The 20,097-nt window shown below is 33.7% G+C and carries 16 protein-coding genes; 9 read left to right on the top strand and 7 right to left on the bottom strand.

Annotated elements, in window-relative coordinates:
- Positions 1-8: 8 nt before the first annotated feature.
- Complete coding sequence (locus D1867_RS07845) at positions 9-260, bottom strand: hypothetical protein (RefSeq protein ID WP_155863590.1); 252 nt, start codon at positions 258-260, stop codon at positions 9-11.
- Between the two features lie 146 nt (positions 261-406).
- On the opposite strand from D1867_RS07845, the gene D1867_RS07840 reads away from it, so the two are divergent.
- The 3 genes from D1867_RS07840 (at position 407) to D1867_RS07830 (ending at position 4,108) form a co-directional block, all read left to right on the top strand.
- Positions 407-1,543, top strand: a complete 1,137-nt coding sequence (locus tag D1867_RS07840) for an NAD(P)/FAD-dependent oxidoreductase (RefSeq protein ID WP_155863587.1) — start codon at positions 407-409, stop codon at positions 1,541-1,543.
- Positions 1,544-2,058: 515 nt separating this feature from the next.
- On the top strand, positions 2,059-3,078 hold the full coding sequence (locus D1867_RS07835) for a hypothetical protein (protein ID WP_155863584.1): 1,020 nt from the start codon (positions 2,059-2,061) through the stop codon (positions 3,076-3,078).
- 274 nt (positions 3,079-3,352) lie between these two features.
- Positions 3,353-4,108, top strand: a complete 756-nt coding sequence (locus tag D1867_RS07830) for an SDR family oxidoreductase (RefSeq protein ID WP_155863582.1) — start codon at positions 3,353-3,355, stop codon at positions 4,106-4,108.
- Here the strand turns inward: D1867_RS07830 and D1867_RS07825 are convergent.
- The 3 genes from D1867_RS07825 to D1867_RS07815 all read right to left on the bottom strand — a co-directional run bounded on the left by D1867_RS07825 (position 4,105) and on the right by D1867_RS07815 (position 7,640).
- Positions 4,105-4,470, bottom strand: coding sequence for a hypothetical protein (locus D1867_RS07825; RefSeq protein ID WP_155863580.1), 366 nt, complete (start codon positions 4,468-4,470; stop codon positions 4,105-4,107). The two genes, D1867_RS07830 and D1867_RS07825, sit on opposite strands and share 4 nt — an antisense overlap.
- Before the next feature lie 88 nt (positions 4,471-4,558).
- Complete coding sequence (locus tag D1867_RS07820; RefSeq protein WP_155863578.1) at positions 4,559-5,737, bottom strand: MFS transporter; 1,179 nt, start codon at positions 5,735-5,737, stop codon at positions 4,559-4,561.
- A gap of 385 nt (positions 5,738-6,122) precedes the next feature.
- Positions 6,123-7,640 (bottom strand): amino acid permease, encoded by a 1,518-nt coding sequence (locus D1867_RS07815; protein ID WP_155863575.1) that lies wholly within the window; start codon positions 7,638-7,640, stop codon positions 6,123-6,125.
- 186 nt (positions 7,641-7,826) lie between these two features.
- On the opposite strand from D1867_RS07815, the gene D1867_RS07810 reads away from it, so the two are divergent.
- From D1867_RS07810 to D1867_RS07800, 3 genes are all read left to right on the top strand, one after another.
- Positions 7,827-10,175, top strand: coding sequence for a YncE family protein (locus D1867_RS07810; RefSeq protein ID WP_155863573.1), 2,349 nt, complete (start codon positions 7,827-7,829; stop codon positions 10,173-10,175).
- A 71-nt stretch (positions 10,176-10,246) separates the two neighbouring features.
- On the top strand, positions 10,247-10,954 hold the full coding sequence (locus D1867_RS07805; protein ID WP_155863571.1) for a hypothetical protein: 708 nt from the start codon (positions 10,247-10,249) through the stop codon (positions 10,952-10,954).
- A 26-nt stretch (positions 10,955-10,980) separates the two neighbouring features.
- Positions 10,981-12,075 carry a M20 family metallopeptidase gene (locus tag D1867_RS07800; RefSeq protein ID WP_155863569.1) on the top strand — a complete coding sequence of 365 codons (1,095 nt, stop codon included), beginning with the start codon at positions 10,981-10,983 and terminating at the stop codon, positions 12,073-12,075.
- Positions 12,076-12,149: 74 nt separating this feature from the next.
- Here D1867_RS07800 and D1867_RS07795 read toward each other — a convergent pair whose 3' ends face one another.
- The 3 genes from D1867_RS07795 to D1867_RS07785 form a co-directional block, all read right to left on the bottom strand.
- Positions 12,150-12,914, bottom strand: a complete 765-nt coding sequence (locus tag D1867_RS07795; RefSeq protein WP_155863567.1) for a lipoate--protein ligase family protein — start codon at positions 12,912-12,914, stop codon at positions 12,150-12,152.
- On the bottom strand, positions 12,911-13,195 hold the full coding sequence (locus D1867_RS07790) for a lipoate-protein ligase small subunit (RefSeq protein WP_155863565.1): 285 nt from the start codon (positions 13,193-13,195) through the stop codon (positions 12,911-12,913). Before D1867_RS07790 ends, D1867_RS07795 begins: the two co-directional genes overlap by 4 nt.
- A gap of 371 nt (positions 13,196-13,566) precedes the next feature.
- Complete coding sequence (locus D1867_RS07785) at positions 13,567-14,637, bottom strand: hypothetical protein (RefSeq protein ID WP_155863563.1); 1,071 nt, start codon at positions 14,635-14,637, stop codon at positions 13,567-13,569.
- A gap of 247 nt (positions 14,638-14,884) precedes the next feature.
- Between D1867_RS07785 and D1867_RS07780 the strand changes: the two genes are divergently transcribed.
- Genes D1867_RS07780 through D1867_RS07770 form a run of 3 tightly spaced genes read left to right on the top strand, consistent with a single transcriptional unit; the run spans position 14,885 to position 20,097 of the window.
- Entirely contained in the window at positions 14,885-17,419 is a 2,535-nt protein-coding gene (locus D1867_RS07780; RefSeq protein ID WP_155863560.1) for a periplasmic substrate-binding domain-containing protein, read from the top strand.
- A 34-nt stretch (positions 17,420-17,453) separates the two neighbouring features.
- Positions 17,454-18,458: an ABC transporter permease gene (locus D1867_RS07775; RefSeq protein WP_155863558.1), complete on the top strand. Its 1,005-nt coding sequence runs from the start codon at positions 17,454-17,456 to the stop codon at positions 18,456-18,458.
- Position 18,459: 1 nt separating this feature from the next.
- A complete protein-coding gene (locus tag D1867_RS07770) occupies positions 18,460-20,097 on the top strand; it encodes an ABC transporter permease (RefSeq protein ID WP_155863556.1) in 1,638 nt (545 codons plus the stop codon).

The raw sequence follows: 20,097 nt of genomic DNA, 5'->3' as shown, positions 1-20,097 counted from the left end.
TCTCTTTATTATTTCCTAATTTTTATGAATACAATAATACTTATAGCCAATACGATTACAGTAACGAGAATAATGAAGACGTAATTAACGTTCTCAACTAATCTTTCCACCACTGGTGAATTGACTACTATCATGCTTCCTGGAGATACATTATAAGTGCCTATAAATTCTCCTACTTCATAAATTGGTACGGTAGCGTTGAGTATTATCTTGCTTCCTGCATTGTACCATTTACTAACATGGCACTTTTGCTTCACCAATATAATGCAGATAAGGAGGGAAGTGACGAAATGGCAATATTACGACTTTTGAGCGAAATAGATAAGTTTACAGTAAGTTAATTTTTAATCCATTGCTCGAATTTTAAACAAGATTAACTTTTATGCCCATAAAATCATTAACACACATGAACGTACTTATTCTAGGTTCTGGTTATGCAGGTTTAACGGTTGCACATAGGATAAGGGATTACTTAAAGACAATAGATGTAACAATAATTTCTAGGTCAGCTATCGTAAGAGAAAACACTATCTTTCCGCTACTTTTAACTGATGAAATTAAAGTTGAAGATACCGAATTTAATGCTAAGGAAGTGATGGAAAGAAAAGGAGTAAACTTCGTTGAGGCAGAAGTTGAGGCAGTTGAAGATGGGGAAGTAAAAACTTCAAAGGGGACCTTTGATTATGATTACCTTTTTATTGCATTAGGAGGAGCTTACGAAGAGAACTTCGAGAAAATAAAAGGACATGAACACGCCTATATGCACCATACTCTTGAAGGTTTCTTAGGACTTAAGAAAGAACTGAGTGAAGCAGAGGATGGAGTAAAAATCTTCGTTGGAAACGCTAAAAATAGTCCTATTGAAGGACCTTCTTATCAAGTAGCGTTAATCTCTGAATTTATCCTTAGAAAGAAAGGAATCAAGGGTGAAGTTTACTTAGCTACCCAGAGTCCTAGAGGAGTCTTCGGCCCTATTCCTGATCCTAAAATTTCTGAAATAGCAAATAAATACTTTGAGAAGAGGGGAATTCATTTATTAAAAGGTAAATATGTGACTGAAATAAGGAAAGATAAGGTAGTGCTTAACGATGGGGAGGAAATAGAAGCAGATATTAAATCAGTATTACCTACGCTTTCTGCGCCTAAAGCAGTCAAGGAGTTTACAGACGACTCGGGATTTATTCCGGTTTCTTTCCCATCATTTTCATATAATGAAAGAATATTTGCACTAGGAGATTCAGCTAAAGGAATGGTAGGACCAAAGACTGCTAGGTCTGCCATGGTCTCTGCAGAGAATGCAACTTATGCTTTTCTTAAGAAAATGGGAATAAGTGTTGATAAGCCTTACTATTCACAAGGAGTACTTTGTATCATGGAAGGAGGCGACGATGGAGGAATTGTTAGGTTCGATAAGAACTCAAAGAAGAATGTCTCATTCATACTCTTTGGTAAACAGTACGTTACTATTAAGAAAATTTACAGTAGGCTTCTAGTTAATAACGCATTTAACGTACCTTATCACGCCTCATTGCCATTTATTTAAATAGATAGAAAAGTATCTGCAAAAAGATTAAATAGATGAAAGAGACTGGAATTTTTGCTTTCACTATCCACCCGTGGCGTAACGGGCTTAAGGGATCATACACCCTTCTAGGGAAACACCATTACCCTCTCATCCGTCTTCCTAATTCTTGAATTACTCATCTAAGAACTTTGAGAAATTAAGGATATCTTGAATATACCAGAAATTAAATAAAACTTGACATCTAATTTTATGGAAAACTCGTCATTAAAGTGTCAAGTTTACGTAAGTAAAAGGATAAAGGGTATTACGTTACCCTTTTTATTTTTAATCTTTCATAACTATGTCCATTAATTTTAAATTTAAAGTAGCACACGCCGTTAATCTAAAAAATATTTAAAGTTATCTTTAAATAAGATTGTTGAGGAAATATTAGTATGCAAGAGGAAGTTGTTGAAAAGAAAATAGAAAAGAAGGAAGAAGAGATAAAAACAATAGACATTACTACAGTGAATAGGGTGAGAGGTTTAGACTAAATGCAGTGCAGTGACCTGCTGAAGCTAGTAGTAGAAGGGAAAATAGATAAAGAAATTGGAGCATACTATGATTGTTTTTTAAGTTTGCAACATTTTTTAAGATTTAATGTTGCTATAAAACTAAAGAGAAAAGTAATAAAAATAGGTAATTATGTTTATTTTGATTTAGATTACGATAGACCTTCAAGTTTCATATCAGGAATTGACGATACAACAGGTAAGATATTCACTATGCCAGTTAGAATGTGCGGCATATATTACGAAACAGAAGAGGAAATAAGAAAATGCATGGGCTTTGATTATCACTACTACGAGAAGTTTGAGTATGCTACCAATGTTAAAATAAGGATTCAAGGAGATCTAGTTATGGACGTAATAAGAGCTTACGATAAAAAAGAGGAATTACTGAAATACGTAAATGAAAATAAGGAAAACTTTAGACAACTTTGGGAAAGTTTCGTAAGGGCTGAACTTGGTAAAAATAAGGAAATGCAGAACGCTGAAGTTTTAATAGGAGCTTATCAAGAGTTAATGGATTTTGCACTTAATACTAGAGTTTACAAAGAAGAAGATAGAAAAGATGTAATCAAAGTAGTAAAATTATTAAGAATTATTGAAAATAACGTTTTGACTCTAGCTAAAAAATACGGCATACAAGTTCATAACTTATATGAAAAACCTAGATCTTCTGAGCCTGAACGATATAAATGCATTAGATTCTTGGATATTCAAGAATTTGCTAGAAAATTAAGGGAAAAGAAGGCTGAAGAGTTAAGTGAAAATTTTGACAACTTCGTTTTAAGTCAAGAAAATACAGTAAAAATCAGAATAGGACATTATACAACTCCTCATGAAATATCATTAAATGGAGTAATAACAGACGTAGTAGAGGGTAGAAGAGTAAATGCGCTAATTCTTAGTCCTCAAAAGATTACTGTAAAACATCCAGAACACGGCTTAAACGAATTTTATGTGCCGAAGCCGTCATATGTGCAGTTCAGACTTATGGAACCTTTTTAAGCACAGTTTAAGAGAGGAAAGATTATTAACTTATTTAGTTTTTGATTTACATTTTTGCTATCAATATAATTTATAGCTGGTATGTAGCTTAACTTTTTTGTACAATTTTAGACATTTTCTGGATCAATTATGGCCCTATTTTTATGTTTCACGTATTTATTGGATTTTCACTGATTTTGTAGTATTTACAAAAAGGAGACCATGTCTGCGAGGCTTTGCCCCTTTTGTAAAAGTTCGTTTTTAAATTTTTTAGCTATCAAACATATCACTCCTTATGGTCTCTGGAAAAACAGTTGTAGTAACTGGAGGAACTAGAGGAATAGGAAGGGCAATAGCCGAAAAGTTCTTTTCATCAGGAAATAAGGTAATTGTTCTATATAATTCGTCAGACCAAGAAGCCGAAAAAATGAAAGAAAGAGGATTTTACGTTCTTAAATGCGATGTTTCAAAGAGGGATCAAGTAATAGCTACAGCAAAGAAAGTATCAGAAATAACTAAGACCGTTGATATTCTAGTAAATAATGCTGGAATTTGGTATTTAATGTCATTTGAGGAGTTTGACGATGAGAAATACAGGAGGATGCTAGAAATAAACTTAAATGGGACAATTTACGTTACGCACGAGTTCTTACCTTTAATGAAAGAGAAAGGTGGAGCAATAATAAATATTGCTTCAAATGCAGGTTTAGGAACTTCTGCTTTTGGCAATACATTTTATTCAATTACTAAGGCGGGAATAATTATCTTGACTAGAAGGTTAGCATACGAGCTGGGTAAGTATAATATAAGAGTTAATGCAGTTGCTCCAGGCTGGGTAGAAACGGAAATGACAATAGGTGGAAAGAGCGAAGAAGAGATAGAAAAACTTAGGCAATGGTTTAGAGAAAGGACAATGTTACACACTACAGGAAAGCCAGAAGATATTGCAAATATAGTTTACTTCCTAGCTAGCGATGAGGCTAGATACATCACTGGACAAGTTATTGTAGCTGATGGAGGAAGAATAGATTACTTGACTCATGGAATTTAAGACTTTGGCATGTTTTTCATTAATTTTTCTTTTACTGATTCGTCTAGAGAATTTAAGACTTCCATTACTATCTTAGCATCTCTATCTTGAACTTCTTTTGGCATTTCTGATACAACCTTCATTCTTAAAGAGAGAATTGATTTTATTACATTATCATCAAACATTGAAATGACTCTCATTGTACCTTCGCACCAATTCTTATAATCTTCGTCGCTTGCTTTAGATAAGGCAGTTAATAAGTCCTTTACGGCACTTTCGGCAGTTTTAGGATCCATTGAAAGTAATGTTTGAATTATTTTTTGTATATTATCTATCCTATTTGTATAAGGAAGTTGAGCTATTTGAACTGGATTTATACTCATGTGATATCTTTTTCACAAAACTTTTTATTCTTATCCATTTCTTTTTAACTCCAAAAAATATAAATGGATAAGGTAATAGATTTTATTCCTATTCACGCTTTTCATAATTCCTAAAGAATACATAATAAAGCAAAGGGTCAAATAGAGAAATCACGCCTCCAAGAAAAATTGATAATGTAAAAAGCCCTACAGAAAATAATGCCCCGGAAATTAAACTACCTAAGCCGTAAGGTATTCTTCTGGCTAAACCAGTTATTGAAGTACCGCTAGCTCTCTCTTTATCAGAGAAAACATCCATAGCTAATGATTGTCTCATAGGTATCGTTATAGTATAAGTTACTCCCCTAGCTAGGAATAAGATCGATGCTATAAAGAATGTTGGCGAGAAAGGTATTAAAAGTAAGAAAAGTGAAGATAACCCTCTAAGTATTGAGATGCTTTTAACTCTTCCTATTACTTTTTCTATCTTATCTGCAAATAAGAAAGAAATTCCTACTAAGCTGTAGGAAATTGAATACAAGTAGCTTATTTCACTTTCAGTAGCATCAAAGTCCAGTTTGAACCAAAGAGGTATTAAAGGCATAACCATTCCTAAGCCTATACTACCTAAGCTGCCCGCTATAGAAATTTTGGAAATTGAGGAGAAAGAAGCTTTTGGTATGCTTATTTTTCCTGTTCCGTGATCCTTATCTATTAGGTAAACAAAGAAGATAGAAAATAATGAAATTATAAAGCCTAGCGTAAAAAGTAATGAGTAAGAAATTGAAGGAGGATACACAGTGGTTATTAAATCTGATATTAACCCGCCTGCAAAAGCAGAAATTGTAGCCGCTGCAAAATTTATGGAATATAATTTAGTCCTCTCTTCTGGCCTCGAATAGTCAGCAATTAAAGCAGTTTGTAATGGGTTAAAAGGGCCTCCTCCTGCTCCTCCTCCAATGCCGCCTCCTGAAGCAGTACCTATTCCTAAAACCGAAGTTAGAAATACTACTAATGGAATTTTTATGAAAGCAAAAATGAATAAATTTAAGGAAAAGAGAATACTCAAAAGTAGTAAAATATTCCTCTTACCATAAGCATCTCCAAGGAAGCCAGAAAGGACCAAGAGGAAAGACGTTGAGATTGTAGCTATAAGAAAATAAATTCCTATGAGAAAAGTAGGAATACCTATTTTATGCAAATATAAAGGGACAAGAAAGGACATATAACTTAAAGGGAGACTTCTGAATATTCTAGATAAAACGATATATCTTATGTTAGCTTCCATGGTTAACTTATTTACCCTATCTTTTTTTATATTTTACGTAGGCTATATAGTATCCGTTCTCTATCTATTGAAAATAGTAAGGTTCTCTGACTTCCTCTTGGAAGAGTTCCCTCCCAAGGGGCTCATCAATTCGGGGGCTCAGAGCATTGGAAGAGTGAGAGACTTTCATGCTGTTGCACTTCACTCGAGCTGTGGAGGAGCGTCATTAACGCCTTGGGCTATCTATCCCCTTTCCGTCCCATTAACTCCCGTTTCCTTATAGAGACGAGAGCTAAATATAAAAATTTAAATAATTTATTATACTTTTAAAGAAGGAAGGGATATAAATATAACCACAGCATATATTGAATAAAAAATTCTTTTTACTAGAATACAAAAATAATAGTTATTCTGGAGGGATTTCCTTATAATTCAAGTCTATGTTTATTCCTCTCCTTAAATTATACTCTTTAGATGCCACGTATATTACTATTCCTAAGCCTATTAAACTTAGAACGTAAGCAATGCCTGGCCAGAAAGGTTGTCCATTTGATATTACTCCAAAATAAGGGTTAGTAAATGCTTCATAGCCCATGAATATCATAAATGCCGCAGATAATATAGACGATATTAGCATTCCTATCCTCTTTTTGCCTTCTAAACTGAATTTTATCCCTGCTAAAGATACTAGGAATAGGTAAGCAATTGCTAGGGGTGTGTAAGAGTATAAAGCTTGCACACCCTCAGGGCTTATTATCGGTACTGCTAGGAAAACTAAAGTAACTGCAAAGTCGAGTAAGTGAGCGTAAACTGGCGAGCTACTCTTATTAAGTCTAGAGAATATCTCAGGAAATAATCTATCAAAAGAGAACGCGAATACATACCTTGCAAATACTATAACTCCGAAAGCCATTACGAAGAATTCCCAACTTATTAATGAAATTCCTATAAACCATTGTAAAGCTTGGTTTTCTGCTAAGGCAATTGCAACGCTCCAGAAATTATATGTTTCAGTAGGAAATAGGCTGAAATTGAAACCATAACCTCCAGCAATACAGAGTAAATAGAAAGGTACTGTGATAAGGAAGAGAGTTAATAAACTACCTAGAATTATATTATATTTTATTCCTCTCTCACTTTTAATTTCGGCAGAAACAGCGGGCCCCGCGTAGAGCCATATGTAAGCAAAAGAAGCAAAGTAAGGTATCATGTAAATTGTCGCAGGTAAACTGAAAGTAGGTCCAGTGTAAGTTGAGGGAGTGAGATTAAAGTCTGTCAAGAATGTGGAAATTTTACTATGGAAATCCTGAACATTTATTCCCAGTTCTATCATTGCAACTATAGTACCTAATATTGCTAAAGTACCCAAAGCAGTTACGAGGGAGAACCCCCACTTAGGCTTCAAGATATTTATTCCTATTATTATTGCAAAAGCTATTGCTGCAAGAATATAAATTAATATTTCTTGAGTTAGTGTAATAGAGGGACTGTAGGGGTTAACGAATACGGTATTGGCTAAATTAAGGAGAGCTTTTTCGTGGTTTAAAGTTCCTATTACTTCAAGGACAGTATTTATCGCAGCAACAGAAAAGAAAGCCGAAAGAGCAAAGTAAGGCGGCATGTTAAAGGCTAGAGCGATTCCCATTATGGATCCAATTTTGCCGTTAAGTTTCCTACTTAGCCAAACGTAATCTCCACCAGTTCTGTGAATTTCTATTATAAAGAAAGTATATAGAAAAACTAGAGGCAAGGTGATCAAGAAGGTTATAAGCGAAGCTAACCATAGGACTGCCCCCTTAACTATATAAGGAGATATACCAATGAATATTGCTAGCCCTGCTCCCATGTTCGCAATATTGAGCATCATAGCGTCTGTCAAAGAGGCGTTCTTAACTAGTCCAGAAGAGTTTCTAACGAATTGCATAAGATGAAATTTTATAGATTATTTTTAAGATTAACTATCGAAAATATGTTCGGTATAATTCTAAGGCAAAAATTTCTTTAATAGGTCTTGTGATAAACTAGAATCTTCATTTTTAAAACCTTATATACTATTTTGCCCCCTTCATTGACATAAAAATTTATTACCAACTGCGTTTTGTATAAGACAGTGGTTATTGTGAATAAAATACTTATTATCACATTAGTATTATTATATATAGTTTCAATAATAAGCATAATTCCTATAACTAGTGCAGTACAAGGATTTAAGACTACAAATATAAGTGTTGGCAGTTTTCCTACAGCAATGGCTTACGATTCTAACAACGGATATGTTTATGTTGTTGATTCAGGATCTGGTCAAGTTTCAGTAATCAACTCATCGACTGTTATAGCTACAATATCCGTTGGCACTGATCCTACTGCAATAGTATACGATAAACAGAACGGTTTAATTTACGTGGCTAATACCTTATCTAATTCCATTAGTATAATTAATGGAACAGAAGTAATAGCAACTGTTACCGTAGGAGGAGAAATAGGTTATTCGCCAGTTGCATTATTATGTGTAAACGGTTTAATTTACGTTGCCAATTTAAACTCTTATAAAGCAGGAGTAGGAATAGTAAGCGTAATTAATGGTACAAAAGTAGTTTGTAATATTCAAGTTGAATGCCACCCAGTTTGTTTAGTTTACGATCCTAGTAATGGCTATATTTATGTTTCTGATAACGGTTTCTCTACGGTCTCAGTAATCAAAGGCGAAAAGGTTATTGCGACAATATCAGTAGGTCAAGCTCCAAGACAGATTATTTATGATCCTTATAACGGTCTTGTTTATGTATTAAACTTAGAATCAAATTCAACTAGCGTAATAAATGGAACCTCAGTAATTTGCACTATTAGCGTTCCATACCCTGTAGCCATAACTTACAGCCCTTCTTACGTTTATATAGCTAGCTTATGTAATAATACTGTTTACATGGTTAGTGGAACTAAAGTCGTAGGTAAAATAACAGTAGGGCAGTATCCAGTATTCATAACTTATGATTCCTACAATGGTTTAGTTTACGTAGCAAACTTAGGTTCAAACTCGTTAAGTGTAATTAACTCCTCTAGAGTAATATATCAAATACCTACAGGGAATTCTCCTAGATTTATACTCGTAACTCCTTCAGCAGTTTATGTAGCGGATTCCGGATCCAATGAGGTAACTGAAATTAGTGTATGTAAGATAGTATACTACTTAACATTTAAAGAAACTGGTTTACCTGTTGGCAAATCTTGGACCGTATGTATTAATGGAACAAATGAGACCTCAACATCTAACGAAATAACTTTCATATTACCTCCAGGAACGTATTTCTATAAGGTATATTCAGCATATTATATTCCTTCACCGTCTCAAGGAAGCATAACTTTAAGCTCCAACACAACACTTCAAATTTCCTTTACTCCAGTAAAGTTTAACTTGACTTTTGAAGAAACTGGATTAGTAAGCGGTACAAAATGGGCTGTCTGCGTTAATGGCACCATTTCTACCTCAACGTCTTCTAGAATTTGCTTCTTATTACCTTATGGATATTATGAGTATAAAGTACTTAATGTAACTGGCTATAAAGTAACGCCCACAATGGGATACATTAATTTAACTAGTAATACCACTATAAAAGTCACGTTTTATGCAATACTTTATAATATAACATTCAAAGAGACAGGGTTGCCAAAAGGAGTATCATGGACAGTTTGTATTGATAATGAAAATCATACGACTAATGCCTGCTACATTACAATAACATTACCTATGGGAGTGTATGAATACAAAATATTCTCTCCACATTATATGCCCAACGTTACTCAAGGTATTATAAACTTAACAATGAACGAAGTAATTAACATAAAGTTTACTGTAATGAATTACACTTTAACAATAATTGAAAGCGGATTACCTAGCGGATATGAATGGACAGTAAATATTAACGGAAGTAACTATACAACTACAATGAATGAGATTAATATAACACTACCTTATGGAGAATACATGGTTAAAGTTTACTCTAAATATTATATACCAATAACAGAAGAAGAATTTGTAAACCTAAGTAAGAATACTGAATTGAAATTCACTTTCGTACCTGAGAACTTTACCATAACATTTGAGGAGACAGGACTGCCAAGCGGTACAACATGGTCTGTATGTATAGACGGAAGGAATTACACAACTGCATCCTCCTCGCTAACTATAACACTACCTTATGGCACTTATGAGTACAGAATATTTACTACAACTAATGGTTACTCGCCTAACGTTACGCAAGGAACACTGACACTAACTCAAGCAGTAAAGATTTCAATAACGTATAAGCAAATAACTACTACTACTAGCACTACAACAACCACTACACCTCCTTCAACTACTGTTACTTCACCAAGCCTTAGCACTTCGTTCGTAGTTGGTATAGCTATCGTAGTAATTATCATAATAGCTGCTGCAATAATCCTATTAAGAAGGAAGTAATTTTTTTAACAATCTTTTTAATTACATAGAAGGTAGAAAGTAATAAATATCCACCTCATATAATTGATGATATGAAGTGTTCTACTGAAGAGATCAAGGAAATGCGTGGATTCCAATTTTTTGTTAATAATTGTGATAAAGACGAATTATATAAGAGGATAAGCGATATAAAATCTATCTCCGATTCTTCTGGTAAGACTTATATTCTTAGATTAGCTGAAAGTAATTATTTTAGATTTGAATTACTTTTCATACCAAATACAGTGACGCTAATATCAGTAGCTACTGCTAGGGGTACTAATAATATTAACTTAAGAGATTTTGAAAGTCTAGATGATTTAATCTCACTTTCATGTTGTGCATCAACTAATGAACAATTAAGAGAAGCCTCAAAGAATTTTCTTAATGAAAGGACAAATGAAGCGGAAATAGTTGACTTATTCTCTCAAAAAGAAGAGTTTGAAGTTAATGTTGATTGCAGTAAAGTAAGCTGGAACGAAATAAAGTTTCCTGAAACAGTAGAAGGAAAGTGGAACACAACAGAACTTGCCACAGTAGGAAAATTAAGCTTAAAAGCGCTAGCTGGGCAAATAAAGTTTCTAGCTATATCTACAGAAAGGCCTCAAAATTCAATAAAGTTTACAAACTTTGAGAGATTTTCATCACTATGCTGCTTCTTAAATATAGTTAAGAAAAAGCTAGACGAGTGCTCTGCAATAGTTGAAGCAATTAAGCCTTTCTTAGCACAAGAAAAGAAGAAAAGAAGTAGAAAACAATAATTACAAGAGTTTCACTTTTTATTTTCATGCTAATAGAACTGACAAAGAAGCTAATTTCTTTCAAGACTTATAATGACAACGAGCTCTATGAATGCGCTTTGTTTATAAAGGACTATTTGGAAAATCAAGGTTTTAAGGCAGAAATTAAGGAATACGTTAAAGGATATCCAGTGGTAATTTCCTCAAGCGGAAAAGGAAGGCCTTTAATGCTTAATGGACATTTCGATGTAGTTCCTCCAGGGGGAGGCTGGACTTTAGATCCTTTCGTTCCTAAGATAGTAGACGATAAAATTTACGGAAGAGGAGCAACGGATATGAAGGCAGGATTAGCAGTTCTCATGGAAACTTACGTATCCATGGCAGATAAGTTAGATTACCCTTTGCTTTTTACAGCAGTCCCAGACGAGGAAACTGGAGGTAAAAAAGGAAGTAAATTCTTAGCTGAAGAGTTTTCTCCTTTCTTTGTAATAATAGGAGAACCCACGGGTTCAGGGAGAATAAACATAGGAGAAAAGGGCTTATTGCAAATTAAAATAAAGGAAAGGGGTAAATCAGCTCATGGAAGCACTCCCTCTCTCGGCGATAACTCTATTTTAAAGTTAATAGACGATATTCTAGTTTTAGAGAAAGAGATAAACGATTTTTCCGTCAATATTCCAAAAGAGTTGGAAGAAGCTGTAAATAATGTCAAGGAGATTGACGATAAAATATTTGGTGATGTGAGGAAAATAACCTTTAACCCTGGAGTAATCAAAGGTGGAACTAAAGTTAACGTAGTTCCAGATTATGCTGAAGTTGAAATAGACATGAGAATTCCTCCTGGGATTACGACTGGAGAAGTTTTAGAAAAAATAAGAGTTAAAGGAGAAATTGAAGTAATAAATTCCTCAGAGCCCAATTACACTTCCTTACCTTTCTTTCTAGGTCTTAAACCTTTTATTACTCCTTATGCAACAGATGGAAGGTACTTTAGGTTGAAGGGAATTCCTACCATAGTCTACGGTCCGGGTGAGCTTAATAAGTTGCATTCCTCCGACGAGTATGTGAGAATAAGTGACATAAACGCGTCATTTGAAAAATTAAAGGAAATTTTAAGGAATCTTGTGCCGAAATTTCTATAAAGAATAGTCTAAAACTCCAGTAAGAAGATTGGAGTCTCGATAGTTGAAATCCTCCCACGTAAGGATTGACGAAATTATTCAAAGTAGCTTGAAGGTAGCCTAAGTAAATTCCATTCTGGCTTAGAGTATTTTTTCTCATAAAGTTCTTCTGCAAGTTTTATTTCATCAGTAGTTGGCAAGTCGAAATAGGCTTTTTCTCCCAGAAGAGAAGAATACTCCTTTATTATTGCATCTATTATTTCTGAAGTATCTATTTTCCTTCCTAGAGCGTCAACGAGGTTAGTGACACGATATTTAACCTCTGAGACTCCCTTATCTGATAACTTAGCCTTAGAAACCTTAAGTACTTTGCCCATAAGTTCCAGATTAGTATTTATGAGTAAAGTTCCGTGAAGTAAATAGTAATCTTCTTGAAATGTCGCTGAAGTTCCCGAAACCTTTCTTTCATTTACAACAACGTCGTTTACATTTTCTACTCTTACATTGGCAAAATGTTTTAATGCATTAACAAAACCCTTGAGGAGGAAATCGTACAAATAGTTTACCCCTCCGTCTTTCGGACCTTTAACCGCTATAGTCCATATTAAGCAGCCCATATCTTGATATACTGCGCCTCCACCGGTAAATCTCCTAACGACGTCAATCTTATATTTCCTAATGACGTCGAAGTTTAATTCTTCCTCTGCCAATTGGAAATATCCTATAATTGCTACATTTTTATGCCTCCAAAATCTTAAAGTATTATCAACTTTACCCTCTTTAAGGTTTCTCCACAAGCTTTCTTCAAAGGCCATACTAAAATAGGGATTTTCGTCATTTTCATAGAATAAAACTCTCATAATCCCACCTCTCTTAAAGCACCGTAAATTGAGTTCTTAAAATCTTCAATTGTACACCCAAAAAGCGTAGCCTTTGATAAAATTTCCTCTAAGATCTTAGGCAAGTTTTGCAAGTCGTTTAAAGAGAGACCTTGAAGTTTCTTTTCCAGATCAAAAATTACGTCCTCTGGGAACACCATGAAATCTCCGGATATTTTTATGTCTAACGAATCTCCGTAGTATTTTACAGTTGTTCTAATTACTCCTTTCTTTGCCTTTAACTCATAAATTCCTATTTTCATAATCTTAAAGTATATGACGAGAATTAAAATCCTAATTTTCGAACCTTCGGAAAGGAGGATTTTTAAAGATGAGTAAAACATAATATCGGCTAATAATCAATTTTATCCTAGATTTTTTAAAAAGTAATAGATGATTATAATAAATTATTTTATTGTAATAGTCTAAGATAGTTGAACAGTTTATTGTGAGTAAATCATAAGTTTATATTTCATTAGTAAGGACGCATTACTTTTGTTAAATTATAATTTAAAAGAGGTTATATCCAAATAAATTGCTTAGATAAGCATGTTTTGATGTAAATTTTTCCTAAATTAATCTTATAATATAAAAAATAATTAAAATTTTTATTCTTTAATATTACTTTAGAAAGTCACATTTTACAGAAACTTACTTGATATATTTCTGGCAAGCCGTTAGCCTGAACTTTTGCATGTTCACTAATCTTTAATTCTCCACAGAATGTATGTCCGTTATATATCATTTTAACGTATGCGTAGATAACTCCAGTTAAACAGTTTCCAACTGCAGTAAAGTTATAGTAATCTATTCTTATATTGAAAGTTGTCACATTCTTTAATAAACTGTTTAACTCTGATACCGTGTAATTTCCTGCCAATGGTAAGTTAGTACAGAAGAATACATAGCTTGGGAATTGCCCTATTCCTAACTCTGAAATTACTGGAGTATCTTTAGAGCATATTGCGTGAATGTATGTAAGTCCATCTAATGCCATCTGATACTGGATTTCATTAAAGTAATTATATACATCTATACTGCTTATCTTCCATGTGAACATTGACTGATTAGATAAGGTCATATGATATAATACGTAAATAAACGTTGTTCCTCCGGTACTGTTAACGTTACAATATTTTACTAAAGCAGATATTATAAGGCAGTGAGAAGTGTTATACACAACTCCACAGCATAGGAACGCTCTAACTATTGGATATGCGAATACTTGTGAAAACATTTTATTTACATTAACAATTCCACTAAAGCTACCGTTAATTTTACCTACAGAAATGAAGCCAGTTACGTTGGGGCAGAACATATTTGAGATTTCTTTAGCGTTTGAGGAAGCCAAATATTCTAAAACTTGATATGCTGTAGCATATCCATCTTCAAGGTTTAATTCTGACAGTAACATTGACTTATTACCGTAGAAGGATTCATTTAAACTCTCATAATGCTCTAATAATGCCGTAAAATAGGATTTTAGTTCATTATAATTATTGGATAATTCCGTATAATTAGCCTTTAAACTAGCATATGACGAGTTCATTGTATAAGATTCGCTCTTTAATGCGTTATACTTACTAGCTAAGGAATTATAACTGGAAGATAATGCAGATATTTCAGAATTTAAGTATATTCCTATTGCGGCAACAACAATTAATATAATGATAAATAATATTATTCCTACTTGAGTAGATCTCATATTTATATCCTCAATAGATTGAGTCCATATTAGAATATAAATTTTTATGAAATCTCATAGATAAATAGTGATGTATTAAAGTGAAAGCATATTAGAACTTAAAAATTATTTTTAACTTTAAATTTCTTTCATCATCGTTGTGATGAAATATTTGATTCATATATAGTATTAAAAGTTTAAGTTTTGCTTACATATAAGGTGAGAATTTGAGAAAGGTTTTTAAGTAAATATTCCATCAAAAACTTGTATGAAAAGTAAATCTATATACTTTAAAATTCTCTTGCTAGGTATAATAGTTTTATTAGGAGGTATGATAGTTTCGGAGGCCGCAGGAGTTTTTGTAGCGCCATCGGCATTAAAACAACATGTAACTCCTGCAATAGACTACTGTAAGTTCGGTCCATATTTAGGTTCAATAATATTCTTATGGAATTATACAATAAATACACAGATCTACGAGTGCTTCTTATCTGGTAATATACAATTAATTAATGCACTTCCAGCTTCACAATTTTTAAGCTCATGCATAGAAACTTTAGAGAAGTTACCATCGGTGTCTGTATATGATGAAGTGACCTATAGCTTTATATTCTTTCAATTTAACTTCAAATATTATCCAGAAAATAATGTATATTTCAGATGGGCAATAGCTAGTTTAATAAATCCTGCTTGTGTAGAATCTCAAATACTATGTAATGGACTTAAAGGTGTACCTAATGGATTATATATATGTCCTGCAGTATTTCCCTGCTTAGCAAGCAATACTACTTTAATAAGTGAACTATATAGTATATATAGTGCTCATGAATCTTACTGTCCAAAAAGAGCATGTCAATATTTAAAGGATGCAGGTTTGGTTTATAACCCGTCATTAGGTGAATGGACATATCCTAATGGAACTCCAGTAGTTATTCCAGTTTATATTCAAGAAGATTTCTATAATTGCAAGGCTTGGATAAGCATGCTAGAACATAACGCATGTGAGATACATTTCGGTAAGAATTTAGAGATTATAGACTACCCAGGATCATGCCTTGGTACTGACCTATCTAGCTTAAAATATGGATTAATTAATTTTGGATACCTAAGCTATACAGCACTTATAGCTGACTATTATTCCACTCTGGGGCCTCTGGCTCCTATAGTAGAATTTAACTGTTATGTAAATTCAACAGTTAATGCTCAATTATCTGCAGCTTATACAAAAGATCCGACTTACTCTCAAGCTTTAGTTAACCTAGCTAATGCTTTAGTAGACTTACAATGGGATGAACCATGGGTAATACTAGGTTGGACTACATGTATTACGCCCGCAATTACCAATAACTATTATGGCTATGTTGCGTCTCCAGACGAGGGATATACGCTTACATATACTGACATACATGAAGGAAATACAATAACCGGAAGACTAGTAGAGGCAATGGGAACTTGTGGATTTAAAGCACCAAATATGGATATTTTATACTGTAACTTCTACTCGTCTTCAGAAATATGGGATCAGGGAGTACCGACTCCATTAACTACTCCACCTAGTGAGCCAACACCTCTAGGTTTGCAGCCTTATGTTGCCAATTATAAGATAATACATCTATACAATGTTACTATAAACGGGCATAAGATCATAAACGGTACTGAGATTATATTCTGCTTCGTTCATAATGCTACGTGGATAAACGGTATGCCTCTAACTGCATTAGATTACAACTTCTCTATATGGTATTTTGACATGCCAGGATATTGTCCAAATAATAATCCATTAGGACTTAACATTAGCCACGTATACATAGGCAATTACTTCGGTATTCCAGTCTACGTTAACTATTCAGAAATACCAAATTATGCAATGAAAATAGTATACGGTACAATGCCTTCATTAGTATACTCTTGTGTTCCGGCAAATAACATTTATGAAATAAAATTATACTTCAATAGCACAGCAGCATGCTTACTATCTGCTAGTAATGAAATTATTGTACCACCATGTATATACTTGAATTATAAACCATGCCAGTATAATCCAGATTATCCTAGCTTCGTATGCTTAGCGTATAAAGGAGAATTGCCAGGAGGATTCCCATGGTATATATATGAATGGAATTACTCGATAGGCGCTATAGTGAAGCCATTTGTAGGAAACTTCTTGTGGAATCCATTAGCCTGTACGTATAACGTTACTGCAGGATCAGTTGCAACTATAACTACCAAAATTACTCAAATCATAGCATCTCCATACATAGTTGTTGCATCCAACGGTACTGTTATAAAGACAGCACCTAAGCCTTGTTGCCCAATAACCAACGCTACTGGATATGCTGAAGTATGGGCATACGGGTCTACAACGCCTATAGAGAAGTTGAATTTAATTCATGTAAAAGGCACTGATGAGTACGAGGTTGAGGTTAATACTAGTTACTTAAAGCCAAACGAGTTCTACGTAGTATTTATCAATGCTACTTATTATGCCCCAATAACAGTAATGGGACATACAATGATGATGCCTCACTATGCTTATAGGTGGTATGCAGTATATCCTTACTCTCCAACAGTTATTACTATTACTACTTATGTTTCTAACATAAGCTCACTAATCTCTTGTGCATCTAAATTGACTAGATATACTTATGCTCCAGCTAGTCTCTTTAGCGTAACAGTAAACTCCACGTTATTAACTTACACGCCACCATCTGTTCCTTCCGTTAGTTCTGCAGTAATAGCAATGATAGGAATAACTGTTGTACTAGCATTAATAGGAGTAGCAATTTTGATAAGGTTTAAATAAAAGGTAACTCTCAATTTTTTTAGGTGTATTATTTTTGGGTTTAGCTTCTTATTTAGTTAAGAGAGCAGTAGAAAGGTTAATATTGCTCTTGATTTTTACAGCATTCGTCTGGATGTTAGTTCTTGGAATTCCTCAGCTTTTAGGAATAAACCCTGCTTATCATTTTATTAATCCATCAGAGTTCCTTCATTCTAAAAATCCAGAACTTGCAGAGCAATTAGCAATACAATCTATAGATAGAGGGTTAGGACTTAATTATCCTTTAGAGGTACAATTCTTTATTTATTTTATTCATATGCTAACGCTTAATCTAGGAGTCTGTCCAGTTAATCACCAAAGTGTGGCAGTCTGCTTACTTTCCGCTTTGCCTTTTACGGTAATATTAACTATACCTCCGGTTATATTTCAAACATTGGCTAGTATATATCTAGGTTCTATAGCTGCAATAAAGAGGAATACAAAGATAGATGTTGCTATAATGAACTATTTTATAGTAGATTATAACTTACCTATCTTTGTAATAACTTTATTCTTATGGTTTTTATTTGCTGTAGCGCTAAAGATTTATCCTATTTCAGTATATAATGAGGTTCAAAATTGGACAAATATCGTTACAGATCTAAAGGTATTCTGGCTACCTTGGCTTATTTTAACTTTCATATACGGGTTTTCAACTAGGGGAATATTAATGAGAAACGCTATGATAGAAAATCTAGACTCTGATTTTATAAAATATGAGAGACTAGCGGGTTTAAGGGAAAAGATAGTAAGAGCTCATGCAAGAAGGGTTTCGATTATCCCAGTGATAGTCAGAACTGCAATTGATTTAGCTTTTGCAATATCTGGAGACTTTTTCATTGAAGTATATTTTGGTATACCCGGCTTAGGCTATAAGCTATTTTACGCAGCATTAGGTGATGAAATAATGATAGTTCTTGGCTCAACGTTTTTGTTAACTTTATATGCTATTATCTTACTATATTTCGTGGATCTAGTGGAATTCATAATAGATCCTAGAGCTAGGAGGTCGGTGAAGTGAATTGAATTTAAGAAGATTTAAAAAAACATTTAAGGAATTATTAAAAACATGGCAATTTTTATTATCATTTATTATATTATTGGGATTAGTATCAACTATAGTGGTAGGTAATATAGTATATGCAAAATGTTGCCCTTATAATCCTTCTTATTATTATGCCGCAGCACCTTTTGCCAGGCCCTCATGGGCTACATTATTTTGCGGCAATTTACCACCAGATATTAAGGTTCCTTCTAGTTATAATTTAATTGCCGCAAAGTGTCCTGGAGTATTATCTTATTGGCATTTAAGGAATGAGACGTTGAATGGAGATAAGATAGAAGTAATTTGGAACTCCACATTTGGTCCTTATAATGAGACACTTACTGAAGAAAATCTTGCTACTTTCGGGAATACCGGCCCAGGAAGTATAGAAATTAAAATAATTGGAGACAATCCAGTAAATATTACTTTATATCACTGTTTTGATTATACTTATAAATTGCCAAGCATTCATAATATTTACCTCATGCAATATAGTGTATATTCTAATACATCACAACTATATATTATACCTGGTAAAATTATTGGGCCAAATGGTACATCGATATGCGTGCTATATCATGGTAGTGGATTCCCCACGTTTATTAAAAACCCTGAATTTTATAGCTATATCTTTAACCCTAATAATAAATACGAAATAATTGAGGGTAAATGGAACTTCTTCCAAGCTGGTAGCAATATTCCAACTTTTACTCCTTATTATTATACATTACCGCCTAACAAGCAAGCATTAGCCAGCTTTTACATGATTCACAATTTATTCTCAAAGGATGGAATATATAATGTAACGTTTACCATAATGTATTATCCTTCTCCGATAAATGGAAATTGCACCACAATCTACCTATCCGATGTATATTTTGAATTTTTAGGTAGTGTTTATGGAATATTTGGAACTGATGCCAACGGTGCTAACGTTTTTGCAGAATTTGTTAAAGGAGGGATATTTGACTTGGAATTAGCAGGTTTAGCCGGTTTAGCTATAGTTGCCATAGGCGCGGTAGTAGGTATATTAGCCGGATATTACGGTGGAATAAGGGATATGATGTTAGTTTCTACAACTGACTTTGTACTTTTATTACCAGGATTAATAATAATTCTATTAATAGAGGAAATTTTAATTCTTTATGATCCTAAAGTTCTTGACACATATAGGCCCCTTATATTAGCAGGCATAATAACAATTTTATCTTGGCCAATAACTGCTAGAGTAATTAGAGGCGAAACTTACGTTGTTAGGTCTAAGCCTTTTATTGAAGCAGCAAGAGCTCTAGGGGAATCTAACCTACAAGTTTTAAGAAAGCATATATTTCCTAACTTGTTACCTATTATATTTGCTCAGCTAACTTTAGATGTTACTGCAGTAGTTTACACCGAGAGTACGCTAGACTTCTTGGGGATAGGGATTCCTATATCCGAATTTCCTACTTGGGGTAATATGCTAGGTTATGCACAAGATTATATAGCCAGTGCTCCTTCCTTTGCGTGGTGGTGGATACTTCCTCCTGCTTTAGCATTAGTTCTTTTAGGCATATCATTATTCTACTTAGGAGAAGCTATATTAGAAAGATATAGAGTAAAAACAGGTGTTAGTTAG

The organism is Acidianus infernus (assembly GCF_009729545.1).
GTDB lineage: Archaea > Thermoproteota > Thermoprotei_A > Sulfolobales > Sulfolobaceae > Acidianus > Acidianus infernus.
The sequence above is the reverse complement of the archived record's forward strand: the minus strand, read 5'-3'. Positions and strand labels throughout refer to the sequence as shown.

Coding starts and splice junctions, on each gene's coding strand:
- D1867_RS07795 (WP_155863567.1), bottom strand. CDS start 12,914: ATGAGAGTTTTATTCTATGAAAATGACGAAAATCCCTATTTTAGTATG.
- D1867_RS07815 (WP_155863575.1), bottom strand. CDS start 7,640: ATGCAATTCGTTAGAAACTCTTCTGGACTAGTTAAGAACGCCTCTTTG.
- D1867_RS07785 (WP_155863563.1), bottom strand. CDS start 14,637: ATGAGATCTACTCAAGTAGGAATAATATTATTTATCATTATATTAATT.
- D1867_RS07825 (WP_155863580.1), bottom strand. CDS start 4,470: ATGAGTATAAATCCAGTTCAAATAGCTCAACTTCCTTATACAAATAGG.
- D1867_RS07830 (WP_155863582.1), top strand. CDS start 3,353: ATGGTCTCTGGAAAAACAGTTGTAGTAACTGGAGGAACTAGAGGAATA.
- D1867_RS07835 (WP_155863584.1), top strand. CDS start 2,059: ATGCAGTGCAGTGACCTGCTGAAGCTAGTAGTAGAAGGGAAAATAGAT.
- D1867_RS07800 (WP_155863569.1), top strand. CDS start 10,981: ATGCTAATAGAACTGACAAAGAAGCTAATTTCTTTCAAGACTTATAAT.
- D1867_RS07790 (WP_155863565.1), bottom strand. CDS start 13,195: ATGAAAATAGGAATTTATGAGTTAAAGGCAAAGAAAGGAGTAATTAGA.
- D1867_RS07805 (WP_155863571.1), top strand. CDS start 10,247: ATGAAGTGTTCTACTGAAGAGATCAAGGAAATGCGTGGATTCCAATTT.
- D1867_RS07820 (WP_155863578.1), bottom strand. CDS start 5,737: ATGGAAGCTAACATAAGATATATCGTTTTATCTAGAATATTCAGAAGT.
- D1867_RS07840 (WP_155863587.1), top strand. CDS start 407: ATGAACGTACTTATTCTAGGTTCTGGTTATGCAGGTTTAACGGTTGCA.
- D1867_RS07780 (WP_155863560.1), top strand. CDS start 14,885: ATGAAAAGTAAATCTATATACTTTAAAATTCTCTTGCTAGGTATAATA.